Raw genomic sequence first — 14783 nt, forward strand, 5'->3', positions numbered from 1 at the left:
GGCTCAAGTCAACCCCCATACATCTCATTCACCCCGCCAATAATTAAATTAAAAATCATTAACTCAAATCAACACCACATCGCTAACTTATTTGTTAGAGTAATGACCGAATTTTGTGAACAACACAACCATACGTACAATAATAAAAGCTCCTAATACAGGTAACCACATGATTAATCGCTACAAAAATAGCAGTGTCGGCTTTCAACTAAAGTTAGTTATCACGCTTTGCTTGCTTATCGCTTTCTCCAGTATCGCTGCATTGGTGTATCGCAATGCCTCCCAGTTACTGCTTGAATCGACGTTAAAAGAGCACCAATCGAAAGTGGAAGCAATAGCAAAAACCATTGCCGGACAATTTGACGCTTACTTAGAAACCACCAAAATTCTTGAATCTACTTTTCAAAATGGTTACTTAGCTGGCCTTTACGTTGAAGACTACACCGTAGAATTTGCTGGTCGACAAATTCGTAACATCACTCAGTACGGTGACAGCCTAGTTAATGACACAAAATTGGTGGATAGCTTCACGCGTGATACCGGAGCTGTTGCAACCATATTTGCACCTGCGGGCAATGAATGGGTGCGTATATCAACCTCTTTGAAAGATCCAAATGGAAACCGCGCAGTTGGTACCGCATTGGGCAATAACCACCCTGGGTATCAAAAATTAATGAGTGGTCAGCCTTATTACGATCAAGTGACTTTATTTGGTAAGAAATACATTACCTATTACGCGCCAGTTAAAGACAAAGCTGGCAAAACCAATGCGATCTCATTTATCGGCTTACCAGTTGAAGATGCCACTCATGATCTGTTTGATAGCTTAAAGCAAGTGACATGGGGTGATAGCGGCTACACCATAGTGGTCGATAACCGAGAAGATAATCTAGGTAAGTATTTACTCCATCCAACCAATAACGAAAATAGCCCATCAATCATTGAAGTACCGGACTATGAAGGGAACAAACCTTTCACGGCTATTTTTGAACAACAAAGTGGCTTGATTCGTTACCCGTACAAATATAATGATACCGTAGGTGAAAAATACTTGGTATTTACTGAAGTTCCGGGTTGGAATTGGAAGTTACTTGGTGGCACATTCATTAGCGAAGTGACAAAGGCCAGTAATGATCTGCTCCAATTGATTGTGATTATTTCACTATTGGTTGGTGGCGCTACTTTCCTTATTGTGACCCTATTCTTAAACAAAACTATCCAGCCATTAACAACGCTAACAGGTTATATGGAGCGTTTGGGCAAAGGTGAAGTCAGCCTGAAAATTGCCGCTGGCGATACTCAATCACACAACGAAATTACACGCTTAAATAACGGTGTTGCACACATGGCACAGCAACTTAATAAACTGGTCGGTGAAATACGCTCAACCAGTGATAACGTGAGTGCTCAATCCAATAATGTCTCTCAAGATGCTAACAATAACTTGGCACAAGCCGACGTTCAGCAACAGCAAGTTGAGCATGTTGTTACCGCTATAGAAGAGATGGCAACCTCTGCCAAAGCAGTCGCAGAACAGGTTGAGTCGATTGCCGAAAATGTTCGCCATGCGAATCAAGACACTCAATCAGGTCTGAATGTTGTGGAGACGGTTTGTATTGATGTTGCACAGCTTAATGATCAGCTCGAACGTTCAGCTCAAGCGATTGAACAGGTCAACAAAGACAGTGAGAGCATTCAAACCGTCACGCGGATGATTGATGAAATTGCAGAGCAAACCAACTTATTAGCACTAAATGCCGCCATTGAAGCAGCGCGTGCAGGTGAACAAGGGCGTGGTTTTGCTGTCGTGGCAGACGAAGTGCGAACGCTGGCACATCGTACTCAAACATCCGTTAAAGATGTGGTAGCGATCATTGAAAAGCTTAAAAATTCTACAGGTAATGCTGTGAACCTGATGAGCCAAAGCCAAGCCAATGCAAATAGCGTCTTAGATAGCGCACAAGACGCTGGAACGGCATTGGAATCGATCGCCGATCAAGTCCGTGAAATCGCATCACAGGCAGATACGATTGCAGCAACGGCCGAAGAACAAGCGCAAGTGTCACAAGAAGTCGCCGCAAGTGCGACAGAAATTAGTGAGCTAAACGCCCAAAGTCGTAATACCAGCGCGCAAACCTCTCAAAGCGCAACGCAATTACAACAACAAGCAGCCGCCTTAAAGCAGCAAGTCGACTTCTTCCATTAATCGATTTAGGCCAGGCATTCTTGCTTGGCCTTTTTTAACATCATTCTTTTCACATCAATGAAAAACAACAAGTTAAAAACGATAAGTGTTAAAAATTTCACTTACAGTACTTGTATTGCAATACACGAAGAATAAGATGAAGACCTTAGCTCAATGTAAGGTCTGTTATGAATACTCAATTATTTTTAAGAGCGTTGGAACGCGGTGACTTACGTTTTATCCATAATCTCAACAACAACCGCAATATCATGTCTTATTGGTTTGAAGAGCCGTATGAATCTTTTGATGAGCTGGAAGAGCTGTACAACAAACATATTCACGATAATGCCGAGCGTCGATTTGTAGTTGAAAATGAAAGCCGAGAATTGATTGGTCTAGTCGAATTAATTGAAATTGATTACATTCATCGTAGCGGCGAGTTTCAGATCATCATCACCCCAGAGCACCAAGGCAAAGGGTTTGCTGAAACCTTAATTAACAAAGCACTCGACTACTCTTTCACTATTTTAAACCTGCACAAAATTTATCTGCACGTTGCCACCGAGAATGAAAAAGCAATTCATCTTTATGAAAAAGCAGGTTTTATTGAAGAAGGACATTTAGTACAAGAGTTCTTTATCAATGGTCAGTACCGAGATGTAAAACGCATGTACATTTTGCAAAATGAGTATCTCAATCGAACGGTCTAACATTAGGAGTATACGATGATTGCTTGCAGTCAATACGACTATATTGAACTTGCATGCTTGTTCCATTTGCCTGTAAAGCTCACTCTAAAAAGTGGGGTAACGTATTCCGGCATCGCCGTGGACACCTTACGTAACGAGCACAAACAAGAATGTATTCAACTGAAAAATGCACAAGGTGAATATCTGTTAGCAACAGATAGCTTGCTGATGATGGAAGCGCTGAGTGAGCATCCTCACTTTACGATTGTTGAATTTACCTGAACCAAATCCGCCTAAATTTTAGAGGTTGCCCGGTACTGCATAACTTCAATAAAGCCACGCAGTATCTGGCAATTCTAAATTGCAATATCTAACTTGTTATCGGTCACACCATTGACTCGAAACCACCCAGCAATACTGACACGTTCGGCTTTGGTTGGTAGCACTTCATGTGGAAAACGTTCCGATAAAAACACCAGTAAACGACCAGATAGCGGAGCAAGCGTTGCAAGGTGGGTATCGTTGAGATCATACATCGCCAACTCACCGGCATCTTCTTCGCTCCAATGCTCATTCATGTAAAACACGGTCGTCAATTTGCGGCTTTCATTACCTTGAAAGGCATCTAAATGCTTTTGGTAGAACGCCCCTTGCTCATATTTGGCAAAATGAGCTTCATACTCAAACAGACCGAGAAAAAAATGACGATTCACCTCTCGGCGAATTTGCTCCATACGCTCTAAATAATCTTGCACTGGCTGGCCCATACCCTCTTCCAGCCATTGAATTTTATCACTACGAATCTCTACTTCACGCTGTAAAGCTTCGTGTCGACCAATACGCGCCCCTTGCCATGACTGTGGCATACAACTACGCAGGTTTTGTACTTGCTCTGGGTTTAAAAAGTCATCCCATACATACCAACCTTGGTCAGCAATGGCGTCCATCAAATTATCTAACGACATGTTTTCTCTACACACAGCAAAAGTGCTGTGGTTATAACGGCCACCAGCCATAACGACAAATCTAGCTTTCGATGCTTAAGACAAAGCAAATTTGTGGAAGCCTCGTACCACAACCGATATTTACAAAATAAATATTAGATAGCGATATATCTATAATGATTTAATACCTAACTCTTCACTATGATGCTCAGCACCTACATTGTATTGAATCTAGACCATAGTGAGGCAACCATGAACCTACGACTCCTTCCCTTATCTTTTGCTGTCATCAGCACACTAGCCGTTGCGGGCACAAGCTCACATTCAGCCAGTACATTAGTGATACCGAGCCCTAGCGTGAAACCAGCCAGCGAATTTACCATCGAAAAAAATGATCAAGTGGCGAGTTATTTAGACTTTGCCAATACCAAGGATTTTAATGATGCGACTCGCGGTTTTATCGCCACATGGCCAGAAAGTACGATTAAAGACAAAAACGGCAATGTTGTATGGGATTTTACTAAGTTCGATTTTGTAAATACCGACCACAACATTGATACCATTAACCCTTCTTTACAACGCATGGCTAAACTCAATAATCAGCATGGTTTATTCAAGGTTAAAGAGGATATATACCAAATCCGTGGCTTCGATTTGTCTGTGATGACCTTTGTCCGCGGTGAGCACGGTTGGATAGTAATAGACCCTCTGCTGTCGGAAGAAACCGCTAAAGCGGGGATTGACCTGTTACGTCAACACGTTGAAGATGCACCAGTTTCAGCGGTAGTATTTACTCATTCTCATATAGACCACTTTGGCGGTATTTGGGGAGTCACGAATAAGAAAGATATTGAAAGCGGTAAGATTCCCGTTATTGCTCCAAAAGATTTCTTTGAACATTCAATTTCAGAAAACGTACTAGCGGGTAATGCCATGAGTCGTCGTGCTAGCTATATGTATGGCAACATGGTCGACGCAGGTCCTACTGGTAAAGTGGATGGGGGTTTGGGTAAAACAACGTCGACTGGTAAACCAGGCATTGTAGAGCAGACTATGGAAGTTTTGGATACGGGTGAAATTCATCAAATTGATGGTGTTGAGGTCGAATTCCAAATGGCAAATGGTTCTGAAGCGCCTTCAGAGTTTATCTTCTACTTCCCTAAATACCGAGTCTTAATGGCATCGGAAGTGATGACTCATACCATTCATAACATCTCCACATTACGCGGTGCACGAACTCGTGATGCCAATGCATGGGCGGCTTATGTAGATGAATCACTGGAAATGTTTGCAGCTAAGTCTGATGTGATGATTGGTTCTCACCACTGGCCGACCTGGGGAACGAACAACATCACCGAGCAGCTTGAAAAAACACGTGATATGTACAAATTTGTTCACGACCAAACGCTACGTTTAGCCAACCAAGGTTACACACCTAACGAAATTTCAGCATCCATCACGCTGCCAGAATCACTTGATAAAGCTTGGTATAACCGTGGTTACTACGGCACAGTGTCGCACAACGCTCGTGCCACTTATGACTTTTATTTCGGCGCATGGTGGGACGGCAACCCAGCCAACTTAAACCCACTCACACCATCGGAGCAAGGAGCAAAATACGTTGAAGCCATTGGTGGTGAAGATAAGGTTATCGAAATCGCCAAACAAGCGATTAAAAATGGTGAGTACCGCTGGGCTGCCACCTTGCTGAACAACGTGACATTTTCAAACCCAGAGAATATGGACGCTCGCTACTTAGAAGCTGATGCTATGGAACAACTGGGCTACCAAGCCGAATCTGGCCCTTGGCGTAATTACTACCTGATCGGCGCTAAAGAACTACGCCACGGCTTCACACCAGCGGCGACCCCAGATACAACAGCGATTGTTGCCAATATGCCAGTATATTCTGTATTAGAATCATTAGCGGTGAGGGTAAAACCAGACCTTGCTAGTGACATGAATATGACGGTTAACATCAAAGTGAAAGGTGATGATCAAACGACAAATGGTCAATATGCATTGAAGCTATCAAACGCGGTATTAAAAACTTATCAAAATCGTCAATTTGACCAAGCTGATATTACGTTAAGCTTCTCACATGAGACCTTTGTTCAGCTTCTGGCAGGCAAAACGTCGTTACCAGACGCGGTAAAAGGCGGTAAATTCACTGTCTCAGACCAGACGAAGTTTGACAAATTTATTAGTATCCTTGACACGTTCGACAGCAATTTCGGCATTGTAACACCTTGATTTAAATTACGCTTAATATGATAAAGCAGCCTAATCTCGGCTGCTTTTTTTATTGTGATAGTGCGGAAATTAAATGCCTCAACCACTGGTTAGCTGGATTCAAATTCATTTTACTCAACCAAACCATATGTGAGTGAAGAAGTTGGTCTTCAAAGGGAAACGGAAGAATATTTAATTGAAAAACGTGCTGGTACTGCTGTGCAAACGTCACCGGCACAACCGCAACTGCATCACTATAAGAGACAGCCGCTAACATACCAATTAACGACGAATGTTGACTGTACACCTGCCGCACAGGCACCACTTCTTTCACAAACCAATCAATAAAAGGAAGTTGTGAGCGGCGCATTTTCAGCAGCACATGTTCTTCTTGTAAGTATTCCGCTTTACTTAGGCCTTGGTTCGCTAACCTAGGATGAGCCTGACGCACCACGCAGCATAAGTTGTCTTCTTTTAGAAGTTTAGAACGAAAAACTTTGCTTTGCGGCGCTTCCACATCAATCACTAAATCGACTTTTTCTAACTGTAATTCTTCATACAGGCGGTCTTCATTAGACGGTGGCTCCATCAACACCACATCAATGTTTAAATCAGCCAATGCTTGATCTAACCCTTGCCGCAATGCATGGATCTGCGCTTCATGGCAATACACTAAAAATCGGCGAGTCGATATTTTAGGATCAAACTGATTGACCCCTTCCAGCATCGATTCAATATCCATCAACGGAGATTGGATACTTTGATACAGATCTTGAGCAAAACGCGTCGGCTTGATTCCACGCCCTGTTCGCACAAAGAGATCGCTCCCAACGTGCTCTTTTAGACGCGCCAAAGCATTACTCACCGCTGATTGAGTTAAATCTAATTGCTCTGCAGCTTTGGTTACCGATTCGGTCTGATAGGCCGAAATAAAGACCCTTAATAAGTTAAGATCAAACTTTCGTTGCGCTTTCATCACACCAACATTGTGTTATGAATGTAGCCGTTAATAGTAATCTCTGAATTTTAGATTGGAAATAGTCAATCATTCATGGTGTGATATCAGCAGCCACACCCCTACAAGGATTTCCCATGAACATCACGACAACTCCAACCATTGAAGGCAAACGCATTGTCCGCTACTGCGGTGTGATTGCAGGAGAAGCAATTCTCGGTGCTAACATCTTTAAAGACCTTTTCGCAGGCATTCGCGATATTGTCGGTGGTCGCTCAGCCACATACGAACAAGAGCTGCAAAAAGCGCGGATGATTGCCCTAGAAGAATTAAAACAAAGAGCAAAAGAGCTAGGAGCCAATGCCGTAGTCGGCGTGGATCTTGATTACGAAACGTTTGGTAAAACCAATGGCATGTTAATGGTTTCAGTGAGTGGTACAGCTGTAGTTGTTGAGTAGCAGGGGCTTTCCTGTCGATCTGTTGAGACAAAAATAGAGGGGCACAATTGATGCCCCTATTTATGTATGGCCAAGAACGATCAATCTAATCTTAACGTTACGCCACTATAGCTGCTGTAACCTTTAAGCATCACGTGATATGTGATACCTGGCTCAGCAGAGATAGTACACTGCTCATTATTACCCGCTTTATATGGACGACAATCCCATGACGATGTTGTTGGCTTACTACCAATTTTTACATAGAGATCGGCATCACCTGTACCAGAACTGGTAGAGACTTTCACATTAGATGAACTTACCACTGTAAAGTTGTAGTAAACTTCAGAGCCTTTGGCCCCTTGCAAAGCCGACACTGGCTGACCTTTTTCCAACACATTATCGGTTGGAGGCAAAGCACCGCAGTTTGCATTCACACCAACTTGATTAAATGCATCAACCACGTCAACTACGGTATAGCCTAAGTCTTGCGCGGCTTTTGCCACACCACAGCCACCTTGGTCAAAGGTGCTGTTAGCTGTCCAATACAATTGGTTAGCAACCGTAAATACTTCAAAACCTTTGCGTACCGACCAATTGGCTTTATTGGCTAACAGATAATATGCCCGGTTAAACACACCGCTTGAATTATGCACATTTAGACCGTTGTAGTATCGAGAAGCATGATCAATAGAACGACCATCTTTCGATGGTTGGTCGAAATAACGCAGACCTCCAGAGGACTTAAAAATGTCACTGCCTACTACCCAATCGACACTGCCTTTCATATAGAATTCTGCGGCTTCACCAGCGATATCAGAGAACGCTTCATTGATACCACCAGACATATTCGCATAAACCAGGCCAGAATTTTGCTCGGTAAAACCGTGACTGACTTCGTGAGCACTAACGTTAATATCAACCAGTGGATAAAACGTATTCTGGCCATCACCAAACGTCATCGATGAACCATTCCAAAACGCATTTTCATAGTTACTATCGTAATGCACACGCATGGTTAGCTGGAAAGTCAGTGGTGAAGTGTTCATCCAATCTTTATACATATCAAACACCACTTTACCAAAGTAGTGCGCATCATTCAGTGGAGAATAAGCCCCATTGATCGACTTGTGATCGTTGTAATTGCTCGCGTCTGTACATGAATAGCTGAACGTTGAACCGCCCGATGTGGCGTTTTTCATATCGACCGTTTTCACCGCACTATTCACCATGCTACAAGTGCTACCGACCTTATCGACGATAAAATTTGGATAATCCATCCCGTACTGATACAAACCCGTTTTTTGATTCCCACCAGGGCCAGAAGCGGCCGCTTCAACGTGATTCAAGCCTTCCCAAGTTTGCAATACTTCACCGCTCATCGCATCAATAAAGAAAAATGGGCGTGACGGTTCACTGGTCGCCACGAAGAAATCAACCAGATACACCACATGAGCGATTTGATTTTCATCTAAGCGAACCATGAGTTTAGCGTTTTCATTTTCTGTCTTAAGATCTTGCGTAACCAACGATGGGGCTTGCTGCTGATAATAGGCCAACGCGATATTGATAGCTTGTTGCTGTTCAACTTGTGGCGAGGTACTAGCAACATCAGCATCAATTTGTTGAGCCATCACGCCATAAACTTGCCCGATTCCTTTGCCTGTTTGTGTTGCCACGACGGAAGTATTAAAAACAGGCAAACCTTTATATATCTGCTGATAACGCACTTTAACTTTACCATTTGGTAATGTGACACTTTTCACAGGTTGAAAGCCATGTTGTGTAGCAACAATACTACGAGCCTGAAGTGATAGTGCTTGCTCAAGCACATTAGGGTCATCAACTGACACCATTTGTGCTGCAGATACTGGGAGTGCCGCAGCTATTGAACTAGCAAGGAATAACCACTTTATTTGACGTTGTTTGTTTTTCATTTCTCAATCCTAGAGAGTTGTTATAAGCATCCGTTTACGATTTACTTCCTATCAACCATAAACAGTGTGACTGCGAATAATTCGCACATTCAAATTGGATCAAGAAAATCAGCTTCGCCAGCAATACGCAAAAAAAGGAAAAATCTTACGTAAAATAATATGGTCACAAAAAAAACAATAGCAAAAGTAAAGCTACGAATTATTGATAATTTATGTTTATATATTAGATTGATAGCAATTAATGATAATTTAATGTTCATTAATTGGTACATAAAACTATCAGTTTATATTTACTTGAAATTAAAAAATCGCTTTCACTTTTTTATAAGTGATGCTCATAGTCATCACTTTGAAGATTTATTTGCTATTCAATGGGTAAAATCTGACACAATTGGCCAAAACCTGTAATAACAACTCTTTGTCAGAAAACCACACCAGAAATTATCACCACCTTTACATTGCCTGACGGACTCTTTACACCGAAATTGTTACTATTTCTCCATCAAATCGTTGATACCGTTTCACAATGAAAGGAGCAATCCAATGAAAAAAGTCATGATTCTTGCAGCAGCATTAACTATAAGTACAACCGCTTTTGCCGGTATTAGAACTTCAAACTCTGAAACATCGTTTAAAACTGAAGCTTTTGCTACCGAACAACAAGCTTATAACGCAGGGTTTGACTTGATCGAGCAATTCCAGAACATGTCTCCGAACCAATTAGCGCATAAGCTGCCAATACATGAGACATCACTAAAGGGCCAAAGTGTAAAAGTAAACGATATGGAAGTGCATGTAGAACAGTTTGCCAAAAATCCTGGCCAAATTCAGTACCGCGCTATCGTTGATGTCGACTATCAATTCCAATACAGGGAAAACAAAAGAAGCTGATTATTCCAGCCCTTATCTCATTGATGATAAGGGCTCTTTTATTTCAAACCTTTTAAAATATAAATACTTTTATAGGTACAACCCTACTGACGATAAAAGACATTGAACTTAGGTTATCTCCTTTTATCTTCATTTCATTAACCTATATATTAATTTCATCTATTCATTTGAAATTATACGGTTCCATATCCATAAAACTAGACATTTTCCCTGCGAATATCCAAACATATAATTTTCACAAAAATAAAATACATCATTGAGATAAATCATGACTATTTATCTCATCCATCACTCACTCCGAAAAACAATGACACAGACAGACCATACTTGAAAATATCATATTCAACTTTTCACCACTCTTTTCACTTACCTTTATTTTTCAAGTCATTAGCATAATTTTCATCAACAGTTTTCTAAATCTTCTGTTGACAAATAATCTATTGATTCTATTTAATTAAGGTATAAATATGAAAAAAACATTACTTTGCCTATCTATGATTATGGCGAGCTCAGCAGCGATGGCCTCACAAGGTAACATTGCTGGTTTTGATTACCAAGGCTACAATTTCGACAACCACGAATTTTCGCTTTCATTCGATAAAACAAAAATGCGAAGTGGAGCAGAAATTCAAAGTTATGATTGGGAATTAACCACAGTATCTGACAACGCAAATATGTCAGACGTAGACATTAGAAATGAAAATAAGGCCGATACAACATTTACTTTTAACGGAGTTGTCGATGAGCCTGTCGTTCTAACGTTTAAATTAACTGTCACACAAGACAACGGCGCAACAACCTCAGATGAGACAAACTACTATCTTTACAAAACGCCAGAGCAGGTAAAAAGCGGTAATGGGAAAAAAGCCTATACCTTTGGTAAGTACTATAAAGTCGGCGATATAGTTATATATAACAAGAAGAAGTTTCAATGTGTTCGTGGCCTAAGTGCTGGACCAGCTAGCGGCAGTGGACTAGGTGCGCCTTCACAATTTGTTATGGGTGAACCTTGTACTTTCGGTACTTTTATGTCTAATGGTGAGCCTAATGGCTGGCAACCTGATGGCGGCAATAGTAGTGCATACTCTGTTTGGAGACCTATCGGTGTCACGAAGGCATATAAGGTTAAACCCTATGAATTTAAAAACATATCTGATATTAAAGCGGGCCTTATAACACCATACCGATTAGGTGATCGCGTGACATATGAGGGTAAAACTTACCAATGCGGCGGCCATCATTGGGGAAGTGGATCGGCTACGTACTGCAGCCTAAATATACACCGTCCAAATTCACATTATTCAAATCAGTATAAAACTTGGGTAGATGTAGATGTTCTAGGTGATAACAGGATTTCCAAATAATAGCCGGTTAGCATATAAACCACCCCTTATCGCACATATCGAACAATTTAGTGAGCGATGAGACATTAATTTTACCCTTAAGTATTTATGTTTAAGGGTATTTACATATTGAACTGATGATTTTGTCCGCATTATTGATTGTTCTAACTTCGACAATGCGCTATTTCACCGCCCACAACGCAGTATCAATAGTATGATGCGTGTTCGTCACCACATGTCTATTTTAGAACATTATGTTTGTCTAACTCCTTCCGCTTCCGGCTCCCCATCTCCCGGAACACTCTGCACCGATAAAAATCGAGCATTAAACAAACAATAACAAACAACACCCAAAACAAAATGCAATCGATTTCATTTATAAACCTGGCATTAACCCCTTAAAACTAGAAACTAATTATTTGTTTTTATGCGTAAATTAATTCACTTGTAACATTTATCACAGAAATGCGTTTGTTTGCGCACGACAATGCCAACTTCTTTCGAACGAAGTTAAAATTTAGCGTTCGAACTTTAAAACCATCGCAAAATAATAATGAGGTCAACTATGTTTGGTATCTTCAAACCCCAAGCGCATATAGATCGACTCGCCTCCGAGCGGGTTGACAGTGCGTACAGCCGCTTACGCTGGCAGCTATTTCTCAGCATCTTTGTTGGTTATGCTGGCTACTACCTTGTTCGTAAGAACTTTAGTTTAGCCATGCCCTACCTCATTGAACAAGGTTTTAGCCGCGGTGACTTAGGGGTAGCTCTTGCCGCTGTGTCTATCGCTTATGGTCTCTCTAAATTCTTAATGGGTAGCGTGTCAGACCGTTCTAATCCCCGCTATTTCTTAAGTGCCGGTTTGTTGATGTCGGCGGCAGTCATGTTCTGTTTTGGCTTTATGCCATGGGCGACAAGCAGTATTACCGCAATGTTCATTTTGCTGTTTTTAAATGGTTGGTTCCAAGGTATGGGGTGGCCGGCATGTGGACGCACAATGGTGCACTGGTGGTCACGCAAAGAACGTGGGGAAATTGTTTCAGTTTGGAACGTAGCCCATAACGTTGGCGGTGGCTTAATTGGACCTCTTTTCTTATTCGGCCTTTGGGCATTCAACGATGACTGGCGTGCTGCTTTTTATGTCCCAGCCTTTTTCGCCACTTTAGTTGCTATTTTCATTTGGATGACGCTTCGTGATACCCCTCAATCTTGTGGTCTACCACCAATTGAAGAGTACAAAAACGATTACCCGGATGATTACGACAAATCTCACGAAAACGAGATGACCGCGAAAGAAATATTTTTCAAATATGTCTTCTCGAACAAATTGTTATGGTCTATTGCGATTGCGAACGCATTCGTCTACCTAATTCGCTACGGTGTACTTGATTGGGCACCTGTGTATTTAAAAGAAGCCAAAGACTTTACCGTAGACAAATCGTCTTGGGCCTACTTCTTCTATGAATGGGCGGGTATTCCAGGCACATTATTATGTGGTTGGATATCCGATAAAGTGTTCAAGGGTCGCCGTGCTCCCGCTGGCATCCTGTTTATGGTATTGGTTACCGTTGCGGTATTGGTTTACTGGTTCAACCCTGCAGGTAACCCAGTGGTCGATATGGCTGCCTTGGTTGCGATCGGTTTCTTGATTTACGGCCCGGTAATGTTGATTGGTCTCTATGCTCTTGAACTCGCACCGAAAAAAGCAGCGGGTACGGCGGCAGGCTTAACCGGTTTGTTTGGTTATCTCGGTGGTGCTGTAGCCGCTAATGCGATTCTCGGTTACACCGTTGACCACTTCGGTTGGGATGGTGGTTTTATGATCCTCGTTGCCTCATGTGGTATTTCTATTCTTTGCCTACTGTATGCATTCGTTGGTGAGCGTGCGCATCATAAAGAAAAAGACAGACTCGAGGCCGCCAAAGCATCGACGTTGTAATCGAACTGACTCCGAGATGTGTTTGATTGTATGACATCACACTTCTCGTCACCTAGAACAAAGCACTCCCCCTGCATCGACAGGGGGCGTTTTTAAGGATAGAAACATGAAATTGAAACCACTTGCACTTTCACTACTTGCTTTAGCCGGTTCAACGTGGGGTCACGCCGACCCACTAGTTATTGCTCACCGCGGCGCTTCTGGATACTTACCAGAACACACATTAGAAGCCAAAGCACTCGCTTATGGCATGAAGCCTGATTATATCGAGCAAGATGTGGTGATGACCAAAGACAATCAGCTGGTTGTGTTACATGACCATTACCTTGATCGCGTCACAGATGTTGCCGAACGCTTTCCTGATCGCGCTCGCAGCGATGGCCGCTACTATGCGATTGATTTTACCTTATCCGAAATCAAAAGCTTGCGCGTGACCGAAGGCTTTAATATCGATGACAAAGGCAATAAAGTAGCAGGGTTCCCCGACCGCTTTCCGCTGTGGAAATCTAACTTTACTGTCCCAACTTTCGCTGAAGAAATCGAGCTAATCCAAGGGCTCAATAAAACACTGGGGTATGACATTGGCATTTACCCTGAAATCAAAGCCCCTTGGTTCCACAAACACCAAGGCAAAGACATCAGTAAAGCCGTATTAACGACCTTAAAAGAATACGGTTATACGAATAAAGAAGACAAAGTCTACCTACAATGCTTTGATCCAATAGAACTCAAGCGCATTAATGACGAACTGCTACCTGCCATGAAAATGGATTTAAAACTGGTTCAGCTCATGGCGTATACCGACTGGAATGAAACCATGGTTTATGACGGCGACCAAGCCCAACCATACAGCTATGACTGGATGTTCGAAGCCAATGGAATGAAGCAAGTCGCGACCTACGCCGATGGTATTGGTCCATGGAAACCAATGTTAATTGATGACGCATCGACCAAGGACAACATCATCATTAAGCCTTTGATGAAAGAAGCAAAAGCACAAGGTCTAGCGGTTCACCCCTACACATTCCGCGCAGAAAAAGATCGCATCGCTCCGTATGCAGACAGCTTTGAAGATATGCTTGATGTGTTCTACAACAAAGTAAAAGTCGATGGCTTGTTTACCGATTTTCCTGATAAAGCGGCGACTTTCTTGCATCACAAATAAATATTGCTTTACTACTGATTAGAAGACGCCATTACTTTCCCCCAAGTAATGGCGTCAATTTGTTGG

Annotated in this window: 12 protein-coding genes; 9 read left to right on the forward strand and 3 right to left on the reverse strand. The window is 42.1% G+C overall.

The annotated features are described in order from the left end of the window. Positions 1-169 precede the first annotated feature (169 nt). The 3 genes from HGG78_RS12290 to HGG78_RS12300 all read left to right on the forward strand — a co-directional run bounded on the left by HGG78_RS12290 (position 170) and on the right by HGG78_RS12300 (position 3156). Positions 170-2206: a methyl-accepting chemotaxis protein gene (locus HGG78_RS12290; RefSeq protein WP_172533042.1), complete on the forward strand. Its 2037-nt coding sequence runs from the start codon at positions 170-172 to the stop codon at positions 2204-2206. A gap of 167 nt (positions 2207-2373) precedes the next feature. Beyond that, positions 2374-2895: a spermidine N1-acetyltransferase gene (speG, locus tag HGG78_RS12295; protein WP_172533043.1), complete on the forward strand. Its 522-nt coding sequence runs from the start codon at positions 2374-2376 to the stop codon at positions 2893-2895. Positions 2896-2910: 15 nt separating this feature from the next. After that, positions 2911-3156, forward strand: coding sequence for a Rho-binding antiterminator (locus tag HGG78_RS12300; protein WP_172533044.1), 246 nt, complete (start codon positions 2911-2913; stop codon positions 3154-3156). Between the two features lie 74 nt (positions 3157-3230). Here the strand turns inward: HGG78_RS12300 and HGG78_RS12305 are convergent, their stop codons facing one another. Further along, positions 3231-3839 carry a 2OG-Fe(II) oxygenase gene (locus tag HGG78_RS12305; protein WP_053311742.1) on the reverse strand — a complete coding sequence of 203 codons (609 nt, stop codon included), beginning with the start codon at positions 3837-3839 and terminating at the stop codon, positions 3231-3233. A gap of 231 nt (positions 3840-4070) precedes the next feature. Here HGG78_RS12305 and HGG78_RS12310 point away from each other — a divergent pair, with 231 nt between their 5' ends. Then, positions 4071-6071 (forward strand): alkyl/aryl-sulfatase, encoded by a 2001-nt coding sequence (locus HGG78_RS12310; protein WP_172533045.1) that lies wholly within the window; start codon positions 4071-4073, stop codon positions 6069-6071. A 49-nt stretch (positions 6072-6120) separates the two neighbouring features. On the opposite strand, the gene HGG78_RS12315 is transcribed toward HGG78_RS12310, so the two are convergent. Continuing rightward, positions 6121-7026, reverse strand: a complete 906-nt coding sequence (locus tag HGG78_RS12315; RefSeq protein WP_171981533.1) for a LysR family transcriptional regulator — start codon at positions 7024-7026, stop codon at positions 6121-6123. Between the two features lie 116 nt (positions 7027-7142). Between HGG78_RS12315 and HGG78_RS12320 the strand changes: the two genes are divergently transcribed. After that, positions 7143-7463 (forward strand): heavy metal-binding domain-containing protein, encoded by a 321-nt coding sequence (locus HGG78_RS12320; RefSeq protein WP_168524459.1) that lies wholly within the window; start codon positions 7143-7145, stop codon positions 7461-7463. Between the two features lie 80 nt (positions 7464-7543). Here HGG78_RS12320 and HGG78_RS12325 read toward each other — a convergent pair whose 3' ends face one another. Continuing rightward, entirely contained in the window at positions 7544-9379 is a 1836-nt protein-coding gene (locus HGG78_RS12325) for a M4 family metallopeptidase (RefSeq protein WP_172533046.1), read from the reverse strand. Between the two features lie 543 nt (positions 9380-9922). Here HGG78_RS12325 and HGG78_RS12330 point away from each other — a divergent pair. The 4 genes from HGG78_RS12330 to glpQ all read left to right on the forward strand — a co-directional run bounded on the left by HGG78_RS12330 (position 9923) and on the right by glpQ (position 14717). Next, on the forward strand, positions 9923-10270 hold the full coding sequence (locus tag HGG78_RS12330; RefSeq protein ID WP_053311715.1) for a DUF3316 domain-containing protein: 348 nt from the start codon (positions 9923-9925) through the stop codon (positions 10268-10270). Between the two features lie 467 nt (positions 10271-10737). Then, positions 10738-11634, forward strand: a complete 897-nt coding sequence (locus HGG78_RS12335; protein ID WP_172533047.1) for a PKD domain-containing protein — start codon at positions 10738-10740, stop codon at positions 11632-11634. A gap of 544 nt (positions 11635-12178) precedes the next feature. Next, positions 12179-13552, forward strand: coding sequence for a glycerol-3-phosphate transporter (gene glpT, locus HGG78_RS12340; RefSeq protein WP_172533048.1), 1374 nt, complete (start codon positions 12179-12181; stop codon positions 13550-13552). A gap of 106 nt (positions 13553-13658) precedes the next feature. Further along, entirely contained in the window at positions 13659-14717 is a 1059-nt protein-coding gene (gene glpQ / locus HGG78_RS12345; protein WP_172533049.1) for a glycerophosphodiester phosphodiesterase, read from the forward strand. Positions 14718-14783 lie beyond the last annotated feature (66 nt).

The sequence above is a fragment of the Vibrio aestuarianus genome, assembly GCF_012395185.1.
GTDB classification, from domain to species: domain Bacteria; phylum Pseudomonadota; class Gammaproteobacteria; order Enterobacterales; family Vibrionaceae; genus Vibrio; species Vibrio aestuarianus.

What these genes read in the sequence shown, in the direction of transcription:
- glpQ (WP_172533049.1), top strand. Translation starts at nt 13,659, where the DNA reads ATGAAATTGAAACCACTTGCACTTTCACTACTTGCTTTAGCCGGTTCA.
- HGG78_RS12320 (WP_168524459.1), top strand. Translation starts at nt 7,143, where the DNA reads ATGAACATCACGACAACTCCAACCATTGAAGGCAAACGCATTGTCCGC.
- glpT (WP_172533048.1), top strand. Translation starts at nt 12,179, where the DNA reads ATGTTTGGTATCTTCAAACCCCAAGCGCATATAGATCGACTCGCCTCC.
- HGG78_RS12290 (WP_172533042.1), top strand. Translation starts at nt 170, where the DNA reads ATGATTAATCGCTACAAAAATAGCAGTGTCGGCTTTCAACTAAAGTTA.
- speG (WP_172533043.1), top strand. Translation starts at nt 2,374, where the DNA reads ATGAATACTCAATTATTTTTAAGAGCGTTGGAACGCGGTGACTTACGT.
- HGG78_RS12305 (WP_053311742.1), bottom strand. Translation starts at nt 3,839, where the DNA reads ATGTCGTTAGATAATTTGATGGACGCCATTGCTGACCAAGGTTGGTAT.
- HGG78_RS12310 (WP_172533045.1), top strand. Translation starts at nt 4,071, where the DNA reads ATGAACCTACGACTCCTTCCCTTATCTTTTGCTGTCATCAGCACACTA.
- HGG78_RS12300 (WP_172533044.1), top strand. Translation starts at nt 2,911, where the DNA reads ATGATTGCTTGCAGTCAATACGACTATATTGAACTTGCATGCTTGTTC.
- HGG78_RS12315 (WP_171981533.1), bottom strand. Translation starts at nt 7,026, where the DNA reads ATGAAAGCGCAACGAAAGTTTGATCTTAACTTATTAAGGGTCTTTATT.
- HGG78_RS12330 (WP_053311715.1), top strand. Translation starts at nt 9,923, where the DNA reads ATGAAAAAAGTCATGATTCTTGCAGCAGCATTAACTATAAGTACAACC.
- HGG78_RS12325 (WP_172533046.1), bottom strand. Translation starts at nt 9,379, where the DNA reads ATGAAAAACAAACAACGTCAAATAAAGTGGTTATTCCTTGCTAGTTCA.
- HGG78_RS12335 (WP_172533047.1), top strand. Translation starts at nt 10,738, where the DNA reads ATGAAAAAAACATTACTTTGCCTATCTATGATTATGGCGAGCTCAGCA.